Origin of the sequence: Actinomadura darangshiensis (assembly GCF_004349235.1) — a bacterium.
Taxonomy (GTDB): Bacteria; Actinomycetota; Actinomycetes; order Streptosporangiales; family Streptosporangiaceae; genus Spirillospora; species Spirillospora darangshiensis.
In genome coordinates this window covers 1-15,904 of record NZ_SMKY01000212.1, presented here as the reverse complement: position 1 = coordinate 15,904, position 15,904 = coordinate 1, and the positions used below count along the sequence as shown (strand labels likewise).

At 70.9% G+C, this 15,904-nt stretch carries 14 protein-coding genes; 4 read left to right on the top strand and 10 right to left on the bottom strand.

The genetic code is table 11. From position 1 onward, the window contains the following. The coding region (locus E1293_RS33260) for a fumarate hydratase (protein WP_165978511.1) at positions 1 to 570 on the bottom strand (570 nt) is incomplete at its 3' end. A gap of 229 nt (positions 571 to 799) precedes the next feature. Here E1293_RS33260 and E1293_RS33255 point away from each other — a divergent pair. Genes E1293_RS33255 through E1293_RS33245 form a run of 3 tightly spaced genes read left to right on the top strand, consistent with a single transcriptional unit; the run spans position 800 to position 6,133 of the window. After that, positions 800 to 2,200: a 4Fe-4S dicluster domain-containing protein gene (locus tag E1293_RS33255; protein WP_207939234.1), complete on the top strand. Its 1,401-nt coding sequence runs from the start codon at positions 800 to 802 to the stop codon at positions 2,198 to 2,200. Between the two features lie 26 nt (positions 2,201 to 2,226). Then, positions 2,227 to 5,034 carry a molybdopterin-dependent oxidoreductase gene (locus E1293_RS33250; RefSeq protein WP_132201687.1) on the top strand — a complete coding sequence of 936 codons (2,808 nt, stop codon included), beginning with the start codon at positions 2,227 to 2,229 and terminating at the stop codon, positions 5,032 to 5,034. Next, positions 5,027 to 6,133, top strand: coding sequence for an Mrp/NBP35 family ATP-binding protein (locus E1293_RS33245; protein WP_132201685.1), 1,107 nt, complete (start codon positions 5,027 to 5,029; stop codon positions 6,131 to 6,133). The genes E1293_RS33250 and E1293_RS33245 overlap by 8 nt, the downstream gene beginning before the upstream one ends. Here the strand turns inward: E1293_RS33245 and E1293_RS33240 are convergent, their stop codons facing one another. The 8 genes from E1293_RS33240 to E1293_RS33205 all read right to left on the bottom strand — a co-directional run bounded on the left by E1293_RS33240 (position 6,134) and on the right by E1293_RS33205 (position 13,993). Beyond that, positions 6,134 to 7,045, bottom strand: coding sequence for a LysR family transcriptional regulator (locus E1293_RS33240; protein ID WP_132201683.1), 912 nt, complete (start codon positions 7,043 to 7,045; stop codon positions 6,134 to 6,136). 76 nt (positions 7,046 to 7,121) lie between these two features. Next, complete coding sequence (locus E1293_RS33235) at positions 7,122 to 8,000, bottom strand: alpha/beta fold hydrolase (RefSeq protein ID WP_165978510.1); 879 nt, start codon at positions 7,998 to 8,000, stop codon at positions 7,122 to 7,124. Between the two features lie 44 nt (positions 8,001 to 8,044). After that, positions 8,045 to 8,290: a LacI family DNA-binding transcriptional regulator gene (locus E1293_RS50550; RefSeq protein ID WP_341770226.1), complete on the bottom strand. Its 246-nt coding sequence runs from the start codon at positions 8,288 to 8,290 to the stop codon at positions 8,045 to 8,047. A 65-nt stretch (positions 8,291 to 8,355) separates the two neighbouring features. Further along, positions 8,356 to 9,222 (bottom strand): DMT family transporter, encoded by an 867-nt coding sequence (locus tag E1293_RS33225; protein WP_243716900.1) that lies wholly within the window; start codon positions 9,220 to 9,222, stop codon positions 8,356 to 8,358. Between the two features lie 64 nt (positions 9,223 to 9,286). Then, on the bottom strand, positions 9,287 to 10,156 hold the full coding sequence (locus E1293_RS33220) for a carbohydrate ABC transporter permease (protein ID WP_132201679.1): 870 nt from the start codon (positions 10,154 to 10,156) through the stop codon (positions 9,287 to 9,289). 2 nt (positions 10,157 to 10,158) lie between these two features. After that, positions 10,159 to 11,127, bottom strand: coding sequence for a carbohydrate ABC transporter permease (locus tag E1293_RS33215; RefSeq protein WP_207939233.1), 969 nt, complete (start codon positions 11,125 to 11,127; stop codon positions 10,159 to 10,161). Between the two features lie 5 nt (positions 11,128 to 11,132). Next, the gene (locus tag E1293_RS33210; protein WP_132201677.1) at positions 11,133 to 12,407 is read right to left on the bottom strand and encodes an ABC transporter substrate-binding protein; all 1,275 of its coding nucleotides are present in this window, start codon (positions 12,405 to 12,407) and stop codon (positions 11,133 to 11,135) included. Beyond that, the gene (locus tag E1293_RS33205) at positions 12,404 to 13,993 is read right to left on the bottom strand and encodes an alpha-amylase family glycosyl hydrolase (RefSeq protein WP_165978509.1); all 1,590 of its coding nucleotides are present in this window, start codon (positions 13,991 to 13,993) and stop codon (positions 12,404 to 12,406) included. Before E1293_RS33205 ends, E1293_RS33210 begins: the two co-directional genes overlap by 4 nt. A gap of 184 nt (positions 13,994 to 14,177) precedes the next feature. Between E1293_RS33205 and E1293_RS49750 the strand changes: the two genes are divergently transcribed. Then, complete coding sequence (locus tag E1293_RS49750) at positions 14,178 to 14,804, top strand: TetR/AcrR family transcriptional regulator C-terminal domain-containing protein (protein ID WP_165978508.1); 627 nt, start codon at positions 14,178 to 14,180, stop codon at positions 14,802 to 14,804. Between the two features lie 64 nt (positions 14,805 to 14,868). On the opposite strand, the gene E1293_RS49745 is transcribed toward E1293_RS49750, so the two are convergent. Continuing rightward, on the bottom strand, positions 14,869 to 15,822 hold the full coding sequence (locus tag E1293_RS49745) for a glycoside hydrolase family 16 protein (RefSeq protein ID WP_132201671.1): 954 nt from the start codon (positions 15,820 to 15,822) through the stop codon (positions 14,869 to 14,871). Positions 15,823 to 15,904 lie beyond the last annotated feature (82 nt).

Genomic DNA, 15,904 nt, shown 5'->3' with positions numbered 1-15,904 from the left:
GGGGCCGGCCTCGACGACGCGGTCGAGGATGTACTTCTTGACGCCGGCCTGGCCGTCGGCGGGGGAGAGCATCCGCATGAACGACATGTTCTCCGAGCCGGAGCCCTTCGGGATGAGCAGGATGTCGAGGCCGTCGCCGCCGTCGGCGAAGTCGACGTGCACGGCGGGGACGCCGTCGCCGGTGTTGTCCTGGCGGTTCTCGCGCGTGAGCGGATGGACGATGCTCGACCGCAGGGAGTGCCGCTCGCTGGCGAGGGCGATGCCCTGGCGCAGGGCCTGGGTCATCCGGGCGCCGTTGACCGGCGCCTCGGTGCCGATCTCGACGAAGAACACGCAGATCCCGGTGTCCTGGCAGACGATGATGCCGGTCTCGTCGGAGGTCTCGATCGCCTTGACCATCACCTCCAGGCGCCGCCGGGCGCCGCCGTCCTCGCGCCGGTGCGCGGCGTCGACCGAATGCCGCACGTCGGGCGGGAGGTCGGTCAGCGCCTTCTTGTAGAGCGCCGCGGAGACCTCGCGCAAGTCGTCGTAGAGCTGGTCGGTTCCGAGCCGGACCGTGCCGGGACCCATCGCACCCCTTCCGCAGTGGTTTGACCTCTGACCAATGTAGGAAGCCGGGAGCCGGGCCGTCAACGCTCATAGGCAACGTCTATGACCTCATCGGCAACCGGCGGGTACCGGCGCCCGCACCGGTCTGTGCAGGCTGGTCGGCGTGCAATACGGGTTCGCGATCGACCAGCGCACATGCATCGGATGCCATGCATGCACTGTGGCCTGCAAAACGGAACACGAAGTCCCCGTGGGACAGTTCCGTACCTGGGTGAAGTACGTCGAGAAGGGGGAATTCCCATCGACGACCCGCGAGTTCGGCGTGATGCGCTGCAATCACTGCACGGACGCGCCCTGCATCAAGATCTGTCCGACGAAGGCGCTGTTCAAGCGCGACGACGGCATCGTCGACTTCGACGGCGACAACTGCATCGGCTGCAAGAGCTGCATGCAGGCATGCCCCTACGACGCCATCTACATTGATGACGAGACCCACACCGCGGCTAAATGCAATTTCTGCGCGCACCGCGTCGACCAGGACCTCGAACCGGCGTGCGTGGTGGTCTGCCCGACCCACTCGATCTGGGTCGGCGACCTCGACGACCCGGAGAGCGGCATCAGCAAGCTGGTGAGCACCCAGCCCACCACCGTGCGGTCGCCCGAGCAGGACACCGGCCCCAACGTCTTCTACCTGGGCGCCGACCACGCCGTCCTCGACCCCCTGGCCGCGCCCGTCGACGACACCTACATCTGGGCGCGGCCGGACGAGCAGCGCCTGGCGGCCGCGCGCGACGCCGGCCCCGCCGACGAGCCCGGCCGGCCCCGAACCACCCTGAACACCGCGCACCCCCGGCCCTGGGGATGGCGGGTCACCACTTACCTGTGGACCAAGGGCGCCGGAGCCGGAGCCCTGCTCCTCGCCGCGCTCGCCCTGATCGCCGGAGTCGACCTCGGGCCGGTGGGACGGTACGTGGCGCCCGTCCTCGCCATCCTCGGCGCGGCCAGCACCGGGGCGCTGCTCGTCTGGGACCTGAAGCGCCCGGAACGGTTCATGTACCTGTTCCTGCGTCCCAACCCGACGTCCTGGCTGGTCTGGGGCGGGGTCGCGCTGTGCGCCTGCACGGGTGTCGGCGGGCTGTGGCTCCTGTTCGGGGACATGTCCGTCCTGCGCTGGGCCGCGATACCGGTCGCCGTGCTGACGGCCGGGTACACGGCGTTCCTGTTCGGCCAGGCCGAGGGACGCGACCTGTGGCAGTCGCCCATCCTGTTCTGGCACCTCATCGCCCAGGCCGGGATGGTCGGCGCGGGCGCGCTGCTCGTCGCCGCGCCGTTCGCCGGGCTGGACGACGATGCCGGCCGGTTCCTCGCCTGGGCGCTCGTCGCCTCGGCCGCCGCCCACCTGCTGTTCCTGGCCCTGGAGTACGGCGGACGGCACTCCGGGCGGGCGACCGCCTTCGCCGCCCACCTGGTCGTGCGCGGCCGGTACGCCCGGACGTTCTGGCTCGCCGGCGTGCTCCCGGTCGTGGTGGGGGCCGCGCTGGCCCTTCTCGGCCCGGCCGCCGGGGTCGCGGGCGGCCTGCTCGTCCAGGCGGCTCTCGTTGCCTACGAGAGCGTCTACGTCCGCGCCGGCCAGGACGTCCCGCTGTCCTAGCCGTCTCCGTCGTCCGAGGGGTTCCTATGACGATCGACCTTCCGGGAATGCGCAACCACGAGAGGCTGCGGAACTACCCGCCGCCCGAGACGTGGGACCACCATGTCGAGAACGACGCGCGGGCCCATCCGCGCAAGGTGCCGCGGGAGTTCATGCTCATCCCGACCACCTGCTTCAACTGCGAATCGGCCTGCGGCCTTCTCGCCTACGTCGAGAAGAAGGACCTGTCCGTCACAAAGGTGACCGGCAATCCGGCGCACCCGGGTTCGCGCGGCCGCAACTGCGCCAAGGGCCCCGCCACCGTCAACCAGCTGGACGATCCCGAGCGCATCCTCCACCCGCTTCGCCGAGCCGGTGAGCGCGGCGAAGGGAAATGGGAACGCGTCAGCTGGGACGAGGCGCTCGACGACATCGCGGCACGCATCAGGCAGGCGATTCTCGAAGATCGCCACGACGAAGTCCTGTACCACGTGGGGCGCCCCGGAGAAGACGGCTTCGCCGAGCGCTTCCTCCAGGCATGGGGCGTGGACGGCCACAACAGCCACACCAATATCTGCTCCAGCGGCGCGCGTTTCGGCTACACCCTGTGGGGCGGGTACGACCGGCCCTCGCCCGACCACGCCAACGCCAAGGTCATGCTTCTCCTGTCGAGCCACCTGGAGGCGGGGCACTACTTCAACCCGCACGCCCAGCGGATCATGGAGGCCAAGCAGGACGGGGCGAAGCTCGTCGTCCTCGACCCGCGGATGTCGAACACCGCGTCCCACGCCGACCTGTGGCTGGCCCCCTGGCCGGGCAGCGAGGCGGCGATCCTGCTGGCCGTGGCCTCGTACCTGATCCGGACGCGGCAGCTGGCGGACGGCTACCTCCGCCGGTGGGTCAACTGGCGGACCTACCTGGAGCGGCTCCACCCGGACGCGCCCCGCGACTTCGCCACCTTCCTGGACCGGCTGGAGTCCGACTACGCCTCCTACACCTTCGAGTTCGCGGCCCAGGAGTCCCGCGTCCCGGTGGAGCGGATCGAGGAGCTGGCGCGCATCGTCGCCGGCGCCGGGACGCGGCTGGCCGCCCACGTCTGGCGGGCCGCCGCGGCGGGCAACCTGGGCGGATGGCAGGTGGCCAGGTCCCTGTTCTTCCTGAACGTCCTCACCGGAAGCGTCGGAACCGAGGGCGGCACCAGCCCGAACGGCTGGAACAAGTTCGTCGCGCACGGCCCGAACATGCCGGGCGCCCATGAGCGGTGGAACGAGCTCCTCTGGCCGCGCGAATACCCGCTGTCGACCAACGAGATGTCGTTCCTTCTGCCGCATTTCCTGGCGGACGGCCGGGCCCGCCTCGCCGTCTATTTCAGCCGGGTCTACAACCCCGTCTGGACCAACCCGGACGGGTTCATGTGGATGGAGACGCTGACCGACACCGACCGGCTGGGGTGCCATGTCGCCCTGACGCCGAACTGGTCGGAGACGGCGGCGTACGCCGATTACGTCCTGCCGATGGGGCATTCGACGGAACGGCACGACACCCAGTCCTACGAGACCCACGCCGGACGGTGGCTGGGCTTCAGGCAGCCCGTTCGCAGGGTCGCCATGGACAAGACCGGCCAGTCCTACACCGACACCCGCGACGCCAATCCGGGCGAGGTCTGGGAGGAGAACGAGTTCTGGTTCGAGCTGTCGTGGCGCATCGACCCGGACGGCGAACTCGGGATCCGCAGGTACTTCGAATCCCCGTACCGCTCCGGTGAGAAGGTCACCGTCGACGAGTACTACCGGTACGTCTTCGAGAACAACGTCCCGGGCCTGCCCGAGAAGGCGAAGGAGGCCGGGCTCACCCCGCTGGAGTACATGCGCAAGTACGGCGTGGTCGAGATCGACTCCGGCCTCTACCGGCTCGACGAACGGCCCCTCACGCCCGCGGAACTGGACGGCGCCGAGGCCGACGAGCAGGGCGTGCTGCGCCGGCCGACCACGCCCGACTCGGTCCCGCCGCTGATCGGGGAGGCCGGCGCGGTCGGGGTCCGGCACGACGACGGCACCGCCACCATGGGCTGGCTCACCCCGTCCCGCAAGCTGGAGATCTACTCCGACGCCGTCGCCGACTTCGGCTGGCCCGAGCACGCGACCCCGGGGTACGTGGAGTCGCACGTGTCCTGGAACCGGCTGGACGAGGACGCCGGGGACCTGGTGCTCATGCCGACGTTCCGGCTGCCCACGCTCGTCCACACCCGTTCGGGCAACGCCAAGTACCTGAACGAGATCAGCAACACCCACCCGCTGTGGGTGAACCCGGAGAACGCGGGCGGCCTGGCCACCGACGACCTCGTCCGGGTGCGGACCGAGATCGGGTACTTCGTCGCGCGGGTCTGGGTGACGCCCGGCATCCGGCCCGGCGTGCTCGCGCTGTCGCACCACATGGGCCGCTGGCGGCTGCACGAGCAGGACGGCAGCCGCTGGGTCAGCGGGCTGGTCGACCTCCAGCGCAGTGACGAAGGGGTGTGGCGGCTGCGGTACCGCAAGGGCGTCCGGCCGTTCGCGTCGAGCGACGCCGACAGTTCCCGGATCGACTGGGACGACCCCGGCGTCCACCAGAACCTGGCCTTCGCGGTGCATCCGGACCCGCTGTCGGGGGCGCACTGCTGGCACCAGAAGGTGCGGCTGAGCCCCGCCGAACCGGGCGACGAGTACGGGGACGTGGTCGTCGACACGCGCAAGTCCCGCGCCGTGTACCGGGAATGGCTGGAGCGGACCCGCCCCGGGCCGAACGCCGACGGCCTGCGCCGTCCGGAGTTCCTCATGCGCCCCGTCAAGCCGAAGCGGCGGGCCTACCATGTCTGACCTGGAGCGCGAGGTCCGCGCCGCCCTCGCATCCGTGGAGGATCCGGAGCTGCACCGTCCGATCACCGACCTCGGAATGGTCGCGGACGTGCATGCGGGACGGCGCGGCAGGGTCCGCGTCGATATCGCGCTCACCACGTCCGGCTGCCCCATGCGGGAACGGCTCCGCGCCGACGTCGAGGCGGCGGCGCGGTCCGTGTCAGGTGTCCGGGACGTCGCCGTCGAGTTCTCGACGATGAGCGCGCGGCAGCGTGCCGAGCTGGGAGACCGGCTCCGGACGGAGTCGGGCAAGGTCCGGGGCGCCCTGTCCATCGGCTCACCGGCGATCTACGCGGTGGCGAGCGGCAAGGGCGGCGTGGGCAAGTCCACCGTGACGGCCAATCTCGCCGTCGCATTGGCCCGCGCGGGCAACAAGGTGGGAGTCCTCGACGCGGACGTGTGGGGGCCCTCGATGCCCCTGCTGTTCGGCACCAGCCGCGCGCCGGTCGTCCTGGGCGGCGCCATGATGCCCGTGGAGGCCCACGGCGTGCGGCTCATGTCGACCGGCTTCTTCGTCGAAGGCACGCAACCGCTCGTCTGGCGCGGCCCCATGCTGCACAAGGCGATCCAGCAGTTCCTCGACGACGTCCACTGGGGCGACCCGGACGTCCTCCTCGTCGACCTGCCACCGGGCACCGGGGACGTCTCGCTCTCCCTGCTCGAACTGGTCCCGGACGCGCGGGTCATCGTGGTCACCACGCCGCAGACCGCCGCCAGGCAGGTGGCAGAACGCGCCGGGCGGATGGCCGCCGACCTCGGCATCGCGGTCGCCGGCGTGGTGGAGAACATGTCCGGGTTCGCGTGCGACTGCGGGCGGCACGCCCCGATCTTCGGGTCCGGCGGCGGCGACTCCCTCGCGGAGGCCCTGGGCGTCCCGCTGCTCGGCCGGGTGCCCCTCGACGAGCGGTTGCGGGAGTCGGCCGACGCGGGCGTGCCGGTGATGGCGAGCCATCCGGGCACCGTGTCCGCCGTCGCGCTCAGGGACGTCGCGCTGTCCCTGCCGTTGAGCCGGCCGCGGCGCAGCCTGGCCGGGATGTCGCTGCCGCTCTCGCCGGTGTAGTCAGCCCGCGGGCCGCCGTCCCGCCTGGAGCGCGATCCGCAGCAGCGCCTCCGCGTGGGCCGCCGGCGCCGACCGGCGCGGCCACACGGCGCGCAGCCGCCTGGTCAGTTCGATCCCGGCCACCGGCACCCGGACGAGCTGCCCGGTGCGCAGTTCGTGCTCCACCGCCAGGACGCTCAGCACGGTGGCACCGGCGCCCGCGCCCACCGCCTCCTTGATGGCCGTGGTCGAGGACAGCTCCAGATGCGGGCCCTCGCGCAGCTCGCCGAGCACCCGGTGCAGCGTCTCGCGCGTCCCCGACCCCTTCTCCCGCAGCACCAGGCGCCCGGCGGCCAGCTCACCGGGAGTGAGCGGGCCGCCGGACGCCCACGGATGGCCCGGCGCGGTCACCACGGCCAGCTCGTCGTCGGCGACCACCAGCTCGCGCAGGTCGTCGTGCGGCGCGGGATCCTCGATGAAGCCGAGGTCGACCTCCCCGGCCTCCAGCAGCTCCACCACGTCGCGGGAGTTCTCCGCACGCAGCGCGACCGTCAGCTCGGGCCGCTCGCGGCGCAGCGCGACCAGCCACCGCGGCATCAGGTACTCCGCGATCGTCATGCTGGCCCCGACGCGCAGCCAGCCGCTCGCCCGGTCCCGCAGGGTCGCCACGTTCGCCATGAGGTCGGCCGCGGGCGTGACCACCTCGCGCGCCCACCCGGCCACGGCCGCGCCCGCCGCGGTCAGCCGGGACCCGGACGGCGACCGGCTGAGCAACTCCAGCCCCAGCCGGCGCTCCAGCAGCTTGATCCGCGCGCTCGCGGACGGCTGCGAGATCCCGTGCTCCCTGGCGGCCCGGCCGAGGCTCCCCAGCCGCTCGACGGAGAGCAGCAGGTCCAGATCGGCGAGTTCGGGGGTACCCGGCGCTAGTGGCACGCCCCCACCCTACGAGACGGCGTCCGGTCCGGAAGTCCGCCTCCTACCTGGAGAAGGTGACGATTCGTCACCCCGTCTACGTGATCAGGTCACGGATCGCCGCGGTGACGGCGGATGGCTGTGCTTCCGGGAGGAAGTGGCCGCCAGACAGTACAAGAGTACGCAGCTCAGTTGTCCAGTCTCGCCAAATGGCCTGCGGATCGAAGGGGAGAACCAGATCGCCGGGATCCTGCCAGATCGCCAGGGTCGGTGCCTGGACACGTTTGCCGCCCTTGCGGTCCTCGGCGTCGTGGGCGGCGTCGACGAAGGCGCTGGCCCGGTAGTCCTGGCAGATCGCGTGGATCGCTTCTGGAGTACACGCCGCCCTCAGATAGGCGTCTCGGACATCGCCGGGGATCGTGGCGGGATCGGTGGCCCAGGTGTCGAAGAAGTGCCCGAAGAAGGTATCGGGGTCGGCGTTGATCATACGTTCGGGCAGATCGGTCGGTTGCGCCAGCAGATGCAGGTGGAAGGCGAAGACACCGTTCACGCCGTTCAGGGACGCCCACATGTCGACGGTCGGGATGACGTCGATCACCCCGAGGCGGTCGATGGCGGCCGGATGGTCGAGCGCAGCACGAAAGGCGACCAGCGCACCGCGGTCATGGCCGATGAGGCTGAATCGGTCGTGGCCGAGCACCCGCATGAGCCCCACCATGGTTGCCGCGGTGACGCGTTTGGAGTACTGCTCAGGGCCGCCGTCCGGCCTCCCGCTCGCGCCGTAGCCCGGCAGGTCCGGACAGACGACATGGAATCGATCTGCCAGTGCCGGAGCAACATGCCGCCAGGTCAGATGGGTCTGCGGGAATCCATGCAGCAACAGGACCGCAGGCCCGTCACCGCCTGAGGCGACATGCAGGTCCACCTCGCCGACTCGAACGGTCCGCTCGTCAAATCCAGGGATGCGAATACTCACCCCGGCCACGATGCCACCCGGCTACGACATTCCCATTCCTGCGTTCACCCGCGATTTGGTGAACCCGTGCCAGCACTCCTCGCACGATCACCCCCGACCGCCTTGGCGGTCCCGCGCGCCGGCCCCTGCGCGGTCGCGCTCGGCTGGTAGCGGAGCCGCCGGCTGACGCGGCGGACCCGTTCCGCCAGTTCCGGGTCGACGGTACTGCGCCCGTTCAGGACGCGCGACACGGTCGCCCGGGACACCCCCGCCCGCTGGGCGACGTCGGAGATGGTGGCCCTTGCGGCCACCGGTGGTGGACGGATCCGTGGTGGACGGCTCCTGTTGCCTCGGCACGCACCAACAGTAATCGCGGTCACGCCATCGCGATGGCGGCGATCCCGGCCAGCACCACCAGCGAGCCCGCCAGCCGGCGGACGGCGTTCGTCTCGCCGAGGACGCGCCACGCGGCCAGCCCGCCGAGGACGATGCTCAGCTCCCGCGCGGGGGCGACCAGGCTGACCGGCGCGATCCGGAGTGCGAAGAGCACGAGCAGGTACGCCACCGGCGACAGCAGGCCGATGGTCAGCACTTCGCGCCGATGGTCCCGCCACAACCGGGTGACCTGGGGTTTGTTGCAGAGTGCGTACGGGGCCAGGAGCAGGCTCTGCGCCAGCGCACCGGAGCCGAAGTAGACCAGCGGAGGGACGGCCAAGGCGGTCACCGAGTGCGCGTCCCACAGCGTGTAGCCCGCGATCGTCACGCCGGTCAGCACGCCGTAGAAGACGCCCGCGCGGCGCCGCGCCGGTGAGGAGGCGTCGTCCGCCGCCGGTGCGCCGGTGCTGACGACCAGCACGCCCGTGATCACCAGGAGCGCGCCGACGAGGCCCGGCGGGCCCGGGTGCTCGCCGAGGAAGAGGACGGCCACCAGCACCGACAGCAGCGGTCCGGTGCCCCTGGCCAGGGGATACACCAGCGACAGGTCGCCGACGGCGTACCCGCGCTGCAGCACGATCCCGTACGCCACGTGCAGGGCCGCCGTCACCAGCGCGGCGAGCAGCCACGTCCAGTGCGGACGCTCTGGTTCGAGCACCAGGAAGACCACCGCCGCCGGCGCGAACACGATCGCCGAAACGGTGTAGTAGAGGAAGACGAACTCCGCTCCTCCGCGCCCGACCCGCTTCGCGGAGAAGTTCCAGACCGCGTGCACCACGGCGGCGACGAGCACGAGCGAAAGAGCCACTCCGTTCAAGGAAGCCTTCTCCCCGGGCTCTCCGCCCTTCGCTTACCTGACCGCCTGCTCCTTTCTACTTGAACGCGCCCGCGGTCAGGCCGGTGACGATGCGCCGCTGGAACACCAGCACGGCGGCGACGAGCGGGAGCGTCACGACGGCCCCGGCCGCCATGATCGCCGTGTAGGGGACCTGGTGCGGCTGGGAGCCGGCGAAGTTGGCGATCGCCACGGTCACCGGCGCGACGTCGGGGTTCCCGTTGGACAGCAGGCTGGACAGCAGGTACTCGTCCCAGGCGGCGAAGAACACGATGATCCCGGTGGTGAACAGGCCGGGCGCCGCGAGTGGGAGCAGGATCTTGCGGAACGCCTGGGCCGGGGTCGCGCCGTCCGCCAGCGCCGCCTTCTCCAGCTCCCAGGGCATCGCGGCGAAGAAGCTCGTCAGGATCCAGATGGCGAGGGGCAGCGCGAAGGAGATGTTGGGGACGATGAGCGCCTGATACGTCCCGAGCCATTTGATGTCGGTGAACAGCTGGAACATCGGGGTCAGGATCGCGACGCCCGGGAACATCGACGCGCACAGGATGGCCGCGAGGACCTTCGGCTTGGCGCGCATCGGCAGCCGCACCAGCGCGTACGCCGCCGGGCCGCCGATGAGCAGCGCCAGCGCGGTCGTCGCGCACGCGATGACCATGCTGTTGAGCAGCGCCCGCCCGAAGTGGTCACCGCCGCTCGTGTCGAACGCCGCGCGGAAGTTGTCCAGCGTCGGGTGCGAGGGCCACGGCGTCGCGTCGAAGGTGTGCCCCACGTCGCGGAACGCGGTGACGACCATCCAGTAGAAGGGGCCCAGGCACCACAGCACGATGACGGCCGCGCCCGCGTAGGGCCACAGCCGCAGCCAACGGCGGCGCGTCTTCCAAGCGTGTTTCGAGCCGGTCGTCGTCATCACTAGGACATCCCATGCTGTTCGGACTGGACGAGGTTGACCCGGAACGCCCGGACGAGCGCGAGCGCGACACCGAAGATGAGCACGAACGTCAGCGTGGAGAGCGCGGACGCGCCGCCGTAGCCCTGCTGGATCTGCCGGACCGTCAGGATCGACAGCGTCGTGGTCGCGTGCCCGTCCCCGCCGCCGCCTTGGGTAAGGATCGCCGGCAGGTCGTAGATGCGCAGGACGTCCAGCACCCGGAAGACGACGGCGACCAGCAGCGCCGGCCGCACCAGCGGAAGGGTGATCCGGAGGAAGCTCTGGAACGCGGAGGCGCCGTCGATGCGGGCGGCCTCGTACAGCCCGCCGGGGATGCCCGACATGTCGGCGAGCAGCAGCAGCGCGACGAACGGCGTCGTCTTCCACACGTCGGCGATGATGACCGCGACCCGCGAGGACCAGGCGCCGTCCGTCCACAGGATGTGGGCGCCGAGGGCCCGGTTGATGATGCCGTCGTAGGCGAACATGAAGAACCAGAGCTTCGCGGTGACGGCCGTGGGGATCGCCCACGGCACCAGCACGACGGCACGGAGGAGACCGCGTCCGGCGAACGCCTGGTTCATGACGACGGCCATCAGGAGGCCGATGAGGACCTCCAGGGACACCGTGACCACCGTGAAGAACAGCGTGACCAGGACCGAGGTCCAGAACTGGTCGCCGAGCGTCCCCGCCGGGCAGGACGTGCCGCCGCAGCTCTGCACCAGCCAGTGCAGGTAGTTGGAGACTCCCGAGAACTCCCCGCCGGTGGTGAAGAACCCGTCCTTCAGGCTCGGATCGGCGCGGAACGAGGTGACCAGCGCGGCGACGACCGGGTAGCCGATGACGGCGGCGAGCAGGACGAGCGACGGCGACACCAGCAGCGGGCCGAGCCTGCTGCGGCGGTGCGCGGTCGTGTCGGACGGCTTGGCCATGGCGCGATCCCGTCTCATGTGCGTCACTGCTCGCTCGTCGCGGCGAGGATCGCCGCCTGGATGTCTTCGAGCGCCTTGCCGACCGGCTTCTCGCCCTTGATGGCCGCGTAGGCGTTCTGGCTGATGGCCTGCGTCACGGCGGGATAGAACGGCGTGACCGGCCGCTCGGTGGCGGTGGCGATGCTCCGTTCGAGCGCGCCGAGATAGCCGAGCGCGGGATCGTCCAGCAGCTTCTTGTCGTGGTAGAGGCTCTTGACCACGGGAGACTGCCCCTGCTTGATGAGCAGTTCGCGCTGCACGCCCGGGGACTGGAGGTAGATCAGGAAGTCCCGGGCGGTCGCCTTGTGCTCGGAGTAGACGTTGACCGCGTTGTCCTGGCCGCCGAGCGCCGTCCGGCCCGGTCCGCTGACCCCGGGGAGCATGGCGACCCCGAACTTGCCCTTGACCACGGAGCCGCCGTCGCTGCTCGCCAGCGGATACACATAGGACCAGTTGCGCAGGAACAGCAGCTTGCCGGCCTCGAACGCCTCGCGGCTCTCCTCCTCCTGGTAGGTGATCGCCTCCTTCGGGATGTCGCCGGACCGGTAGGCGTCCACGAGAAGGGACAGGCCCTTGCGGGCGGCCGGGGTGTCGGCCGAGGGGGTGGTGCCGTCGGCCTTGACGAAGCTGCCGCCCGCGGCGGCGACGGCCTCCGCCACGTTCACGGTGAGGCCCTCGTACTTGGCGAACTGCCCGGCGTAGCAGCCCATGCCCCGCTCCCGCGCGATCTTGCAGTGGCCCAGCAGCTCCTGCCAGGTGCGGGGCGGACGCGGTACCAGGTCCTTGCGGTAGTAGAGCAGGCCGGCGTCCGTCATGAAGGGCGCGGCGTAGAGCGTGCCCTGATACCGCGCGGTCTTGACCGTCTGCTCCAGCAGCGCCGACGTGTCCAGGGTGTAGGCGCCCTTGAACGGCTGCAGCCACCGGTGCGCGGCGTACTCCGCGATCGTGACGACGTCGGCCCCGAGGACGTCGTAGTCCGCGTCCTCGGCCTTGAAGTGGTGCACGAGGTTGTCGTGCAGCTCGTCGACGTCGCTGAACTGCCGGAGCGTGACCCGCTGGTCCGGATGCCGCCGGTTCCACGTCTCGATGACCTGCTTGGTCGCGACGCCGGCCGTGTCCGACGCCTGGACGTAGGTGATCGGCCCGCGCCCGTCCAGGTGCCGGCCCGCGGCGTCGAGCCCGCTGTCCGGCGTCGCGCAGCCGGCGGCCGCGAGGACGAGCGCAGCCGATGCGGCGGACAGCGTGCGCCGCGTACTCATCGCGCGGACCTCAGGACGACCGCTTCCCAGGGGCGAAGCGTCAGTTCTCCGGCGTTGCCGGGCAGGTCGCCGTGGACCGTGGCGCTCGACAGCAGCGGCTCACCGGTGAGTTCCAGCCGCTGCGGCTCGTCAGAGAAGCCGGCCGCCACCGTCAGCGGGCCGCTGGTGTAGATCCAGCGCGACGCGCTCACCTCGACCTCCCGGTACGCGGCGACGCCCCCGGCGAACACGTCCCGGCGGAGCAGCACGAGCGCGCGGACGAGAGCGAGGGTCGAGCCCTCGTCGGCGCGCTGGTCGGCCACGTTCACGCTCTCGTCGTCGGGCAGCGGCAGCCAGGGCGTGCCGGTCGAGAACCCCGCGCCGGACGTGCGGTCCCAGCGCATGGGCGCACGCGCGTTGTCCCGCGGCCACTGGCCGTTCCGGCCGCCCGCCGTGAGCGGGTCGCGGTGCAGGCGGGCCGGAATGTCGCTGTCCACCATTCCCAGCTCGTCGCCGTAGTAGAGCGCGTAGGTCCCGGGAAGGGTCGCCATGAGGGTGTGCGCCAGGCGGGTCTTGCGGTCGTCGCCGTCCGCCCACCGCGTCGCCATGCGCGGCAGGTCGTGGTTCGAGCCGGCCCAGATCGGACAGGTGCCCGCGGGGAAGGAGGCCAGCGACTCCGCGACCACCCGCGAAAGGGCCGGCGCCTCGAACGGCGCGAAGATGAACGGGAAGTTGAACCCGAGCTGCAGCTCGTCGCCGTCCCCGAAATACGGGACGAGCTCGTCGACGCGGGCCACCCACGTCTCGCCCAGCAGCAGCGGCGGCTCCGGCCGGCTCTCCGCACGCCCGCGCCAGTGCCGGTAGACGTCGTGCACTTCCGGCTGGTTGAAGTTGTACAGGTGCTGGATGCCGTACCGGCCCTGCACCTCGGTGCCGTAGATGTAGGCGCCGTCGTCCGGGGGGTTGTCGCGCAGCAGCGCGTCCTTGTACAGCCCGTTCGCCACGTCGATTCGGAATCCGGCGATCCCGCGGTCGAACCAGAAGTCCATGATGGCGTCGAACTCGGCGTGCACCGCCGGATTCCACCAGTTGAGGTCCGGCTGCTCGGGAAGGAAATTGTGGAGGTAGTACTCGCCGCTCTTCTCGTCCCACGTCCACGCCGGTTCGCCGGTGTCGTCGAGCCAGTTGTTCGGCAGCGACCCGTCGTCCTTGGGCGGCGCCCACACGTAGTAGTCGCGGCGCGGCGAGCCCGGGTCGGAGCGGGCCTCGACGAACCACGGGTGCTCGCTGCTGGTGTGGTTCGGGACGAGGTCGAGCAGGACGCGCATCCCGCGTTCCCGCGCCTCGGCGATGAGGGCGTCCAGGTCGTCCAGCGTGCCCAGCTCCGGGTGGACGTCCCGGTAGTCGGAGACGTCGTAGCCCCAGTCGTGGTTCGGGGACGGCATGGTCGGGGAGAGCCAGAGGGCGTCGACGCCGAGCCACTGGAGGTAGCCGAGCCGTCCGGTGAGACCCTGGAGATCCCCGTAGCCGTCCCCGTCGCCGTCCTGGAACGAGCGGACGTAGACGTGGTAGAGCGTGGCGCCGTGCCACCAAGGTGAATGGTCCACCGAATGGTCCTCTCTGGCGGGTGTCCCGGGCCACGGAAGAGGCCACCGACCCGGCAAACGAATCCAGATTCGTTTCGTCGGTATGGTGTCCACCACGATTTGAGGCTGTCAACGCGGTCAACGAATGGCGTTCGTTTACCCGTGTGGCACGCCGTCCTCGGAAGCGATCCGGAAGGGGCCATCGATGCCGCGCCCGCCCAAGGCACTGCTCTCACGGGAGATCATCGCGGCCGCCGCGCTGGAGATGACCGGCGAGAGCGGCGGGTTCACCGTCCCCGAACTGGCGAAGCGGCTCAACGTCCGGCAGTCGTCGCTGTACAACCACGTGAGCGGGCGGGCCGAGATCATCGAGCTGATCAGGCAGCGGCTGCACGAGTCGCTTGCGGTCCGGGTCGACGTGACCGGCGACTGGGCGGACGTGATCCGGGACGTCGCGACCGCGCAGCGCGCCTCGATGGCCAAGCACCCCTGGGTCATCCCCCTGCTCGCGACGTCCCCGGCCGGCCTGGACGCCACGATCACCACGCTGGAGAACGTGGCCACCGTCCTGTCCCGCGCGGGGTTCCGCGACCGGGACGTCATGCTCGCGATCTCGATGATCGACATCGTGACGATCGGCGCGAGCCTGGACCTCGTCTCGCCGGAGGACCTCTACCCGGCCGAGGTCCTCGCCGAGGCGACGACGCTCGCCCGCGTCGTCCGCAGCGCCGCGGCGGGCGTCTCCCGCGCGGACGCCGCCTTCGAGTTCACCCTCGACCTCGTCATCGAGGCGCTCCGCGCCCGCCTGGCCCGCGACGGCGAGCCCGGATGAGGGCACGGCACCGCCGCCGGCCCCCGCGAGGAGGATCGGCGGCGGTGCCCGGTGGTGCCGCCGGTCAGCCGCTCTGCCAGACCGCGACGTAGTCGACGACCATGGGGCGCCCGGAGACGGTGTCGCCGGTGGGCGTGCCCTGCCCGGCGACGCCGTTGGGGAACGCGCCGCCCATCGCCACGTTGAGCAGCAGGAAGTAGCCCGCGTGCCCGGTCATGTTCGACCACGTGGTGGCGTCGAGCTGGTTCTGGCTGACGCTGTGGAACTGCTGGCCGTCCACGTACCAGCGCAGCTGGTTGGGGCTGACGCTGCGGTCCCACTCGAATCGGTAGGTGTGCATCGCCGACTGGCACGATGACCCGGGGCAGGCGCGGCTGGCGCCGAGCCCGTTGGTCTCGTTGCACGCCCCGCCGGGGTTGACGCCGCAGTGCAGGACGCCCCAGACCGAGTTGATCCCGTTGACGTTCTCCATGATGTCGAACTCGCCGATCGCGGGCCAGTTCTGGTAGTTGCCCCGGTACGGGGAGCCCAGCGCCCAGAACGCCGGCCAGTAGCCGAGGGCCTGGTTGCCGGTGACGTTGGGCATCTGGACGCGTCCCTCGATGCGCAGGACGCGGCCGTCGGCGGGCTTGAAATTGGTGCGCTGCGTCTCGATGCGGGCCGACGTCCACTCGCCCGAGGACGACTTGACCGGGGTGATCCGCAGGTTGCCGCTGCCGTCCAGGCTGACGTTGGACGGGTCGGCGGTGTACCGCTGGATCTCGCCGGTGCCCCAGTTGCCGGGGCCGCCCGGGTAGCCGTGGCCGGTGTCGATGATCCAGTTCGAGGACGAGGGGAGCGCGCCGGCCGAGCCGTCGAAGTCGTCGCTCCAGACGAGGCTCCAGCCGTCCGGGGGCGGCGGGACGGACGCGCCGGCCGGCGGTGCGACGGCGGCGGTCGCGATCGCGGCCGGGAGCGCGGCGGCGGCCACGGCGAGCGCGCATCGGCGCCAGAGCCGGGGACGTCTCAGTGGGGTCATGGCGGGGGGACCTCCAGAGTGGGGTGGGAGCAAGCGCGGGGATGCCTGCCCTCTGGTGCGCCCAATGTCGCCCGTCCCGGCC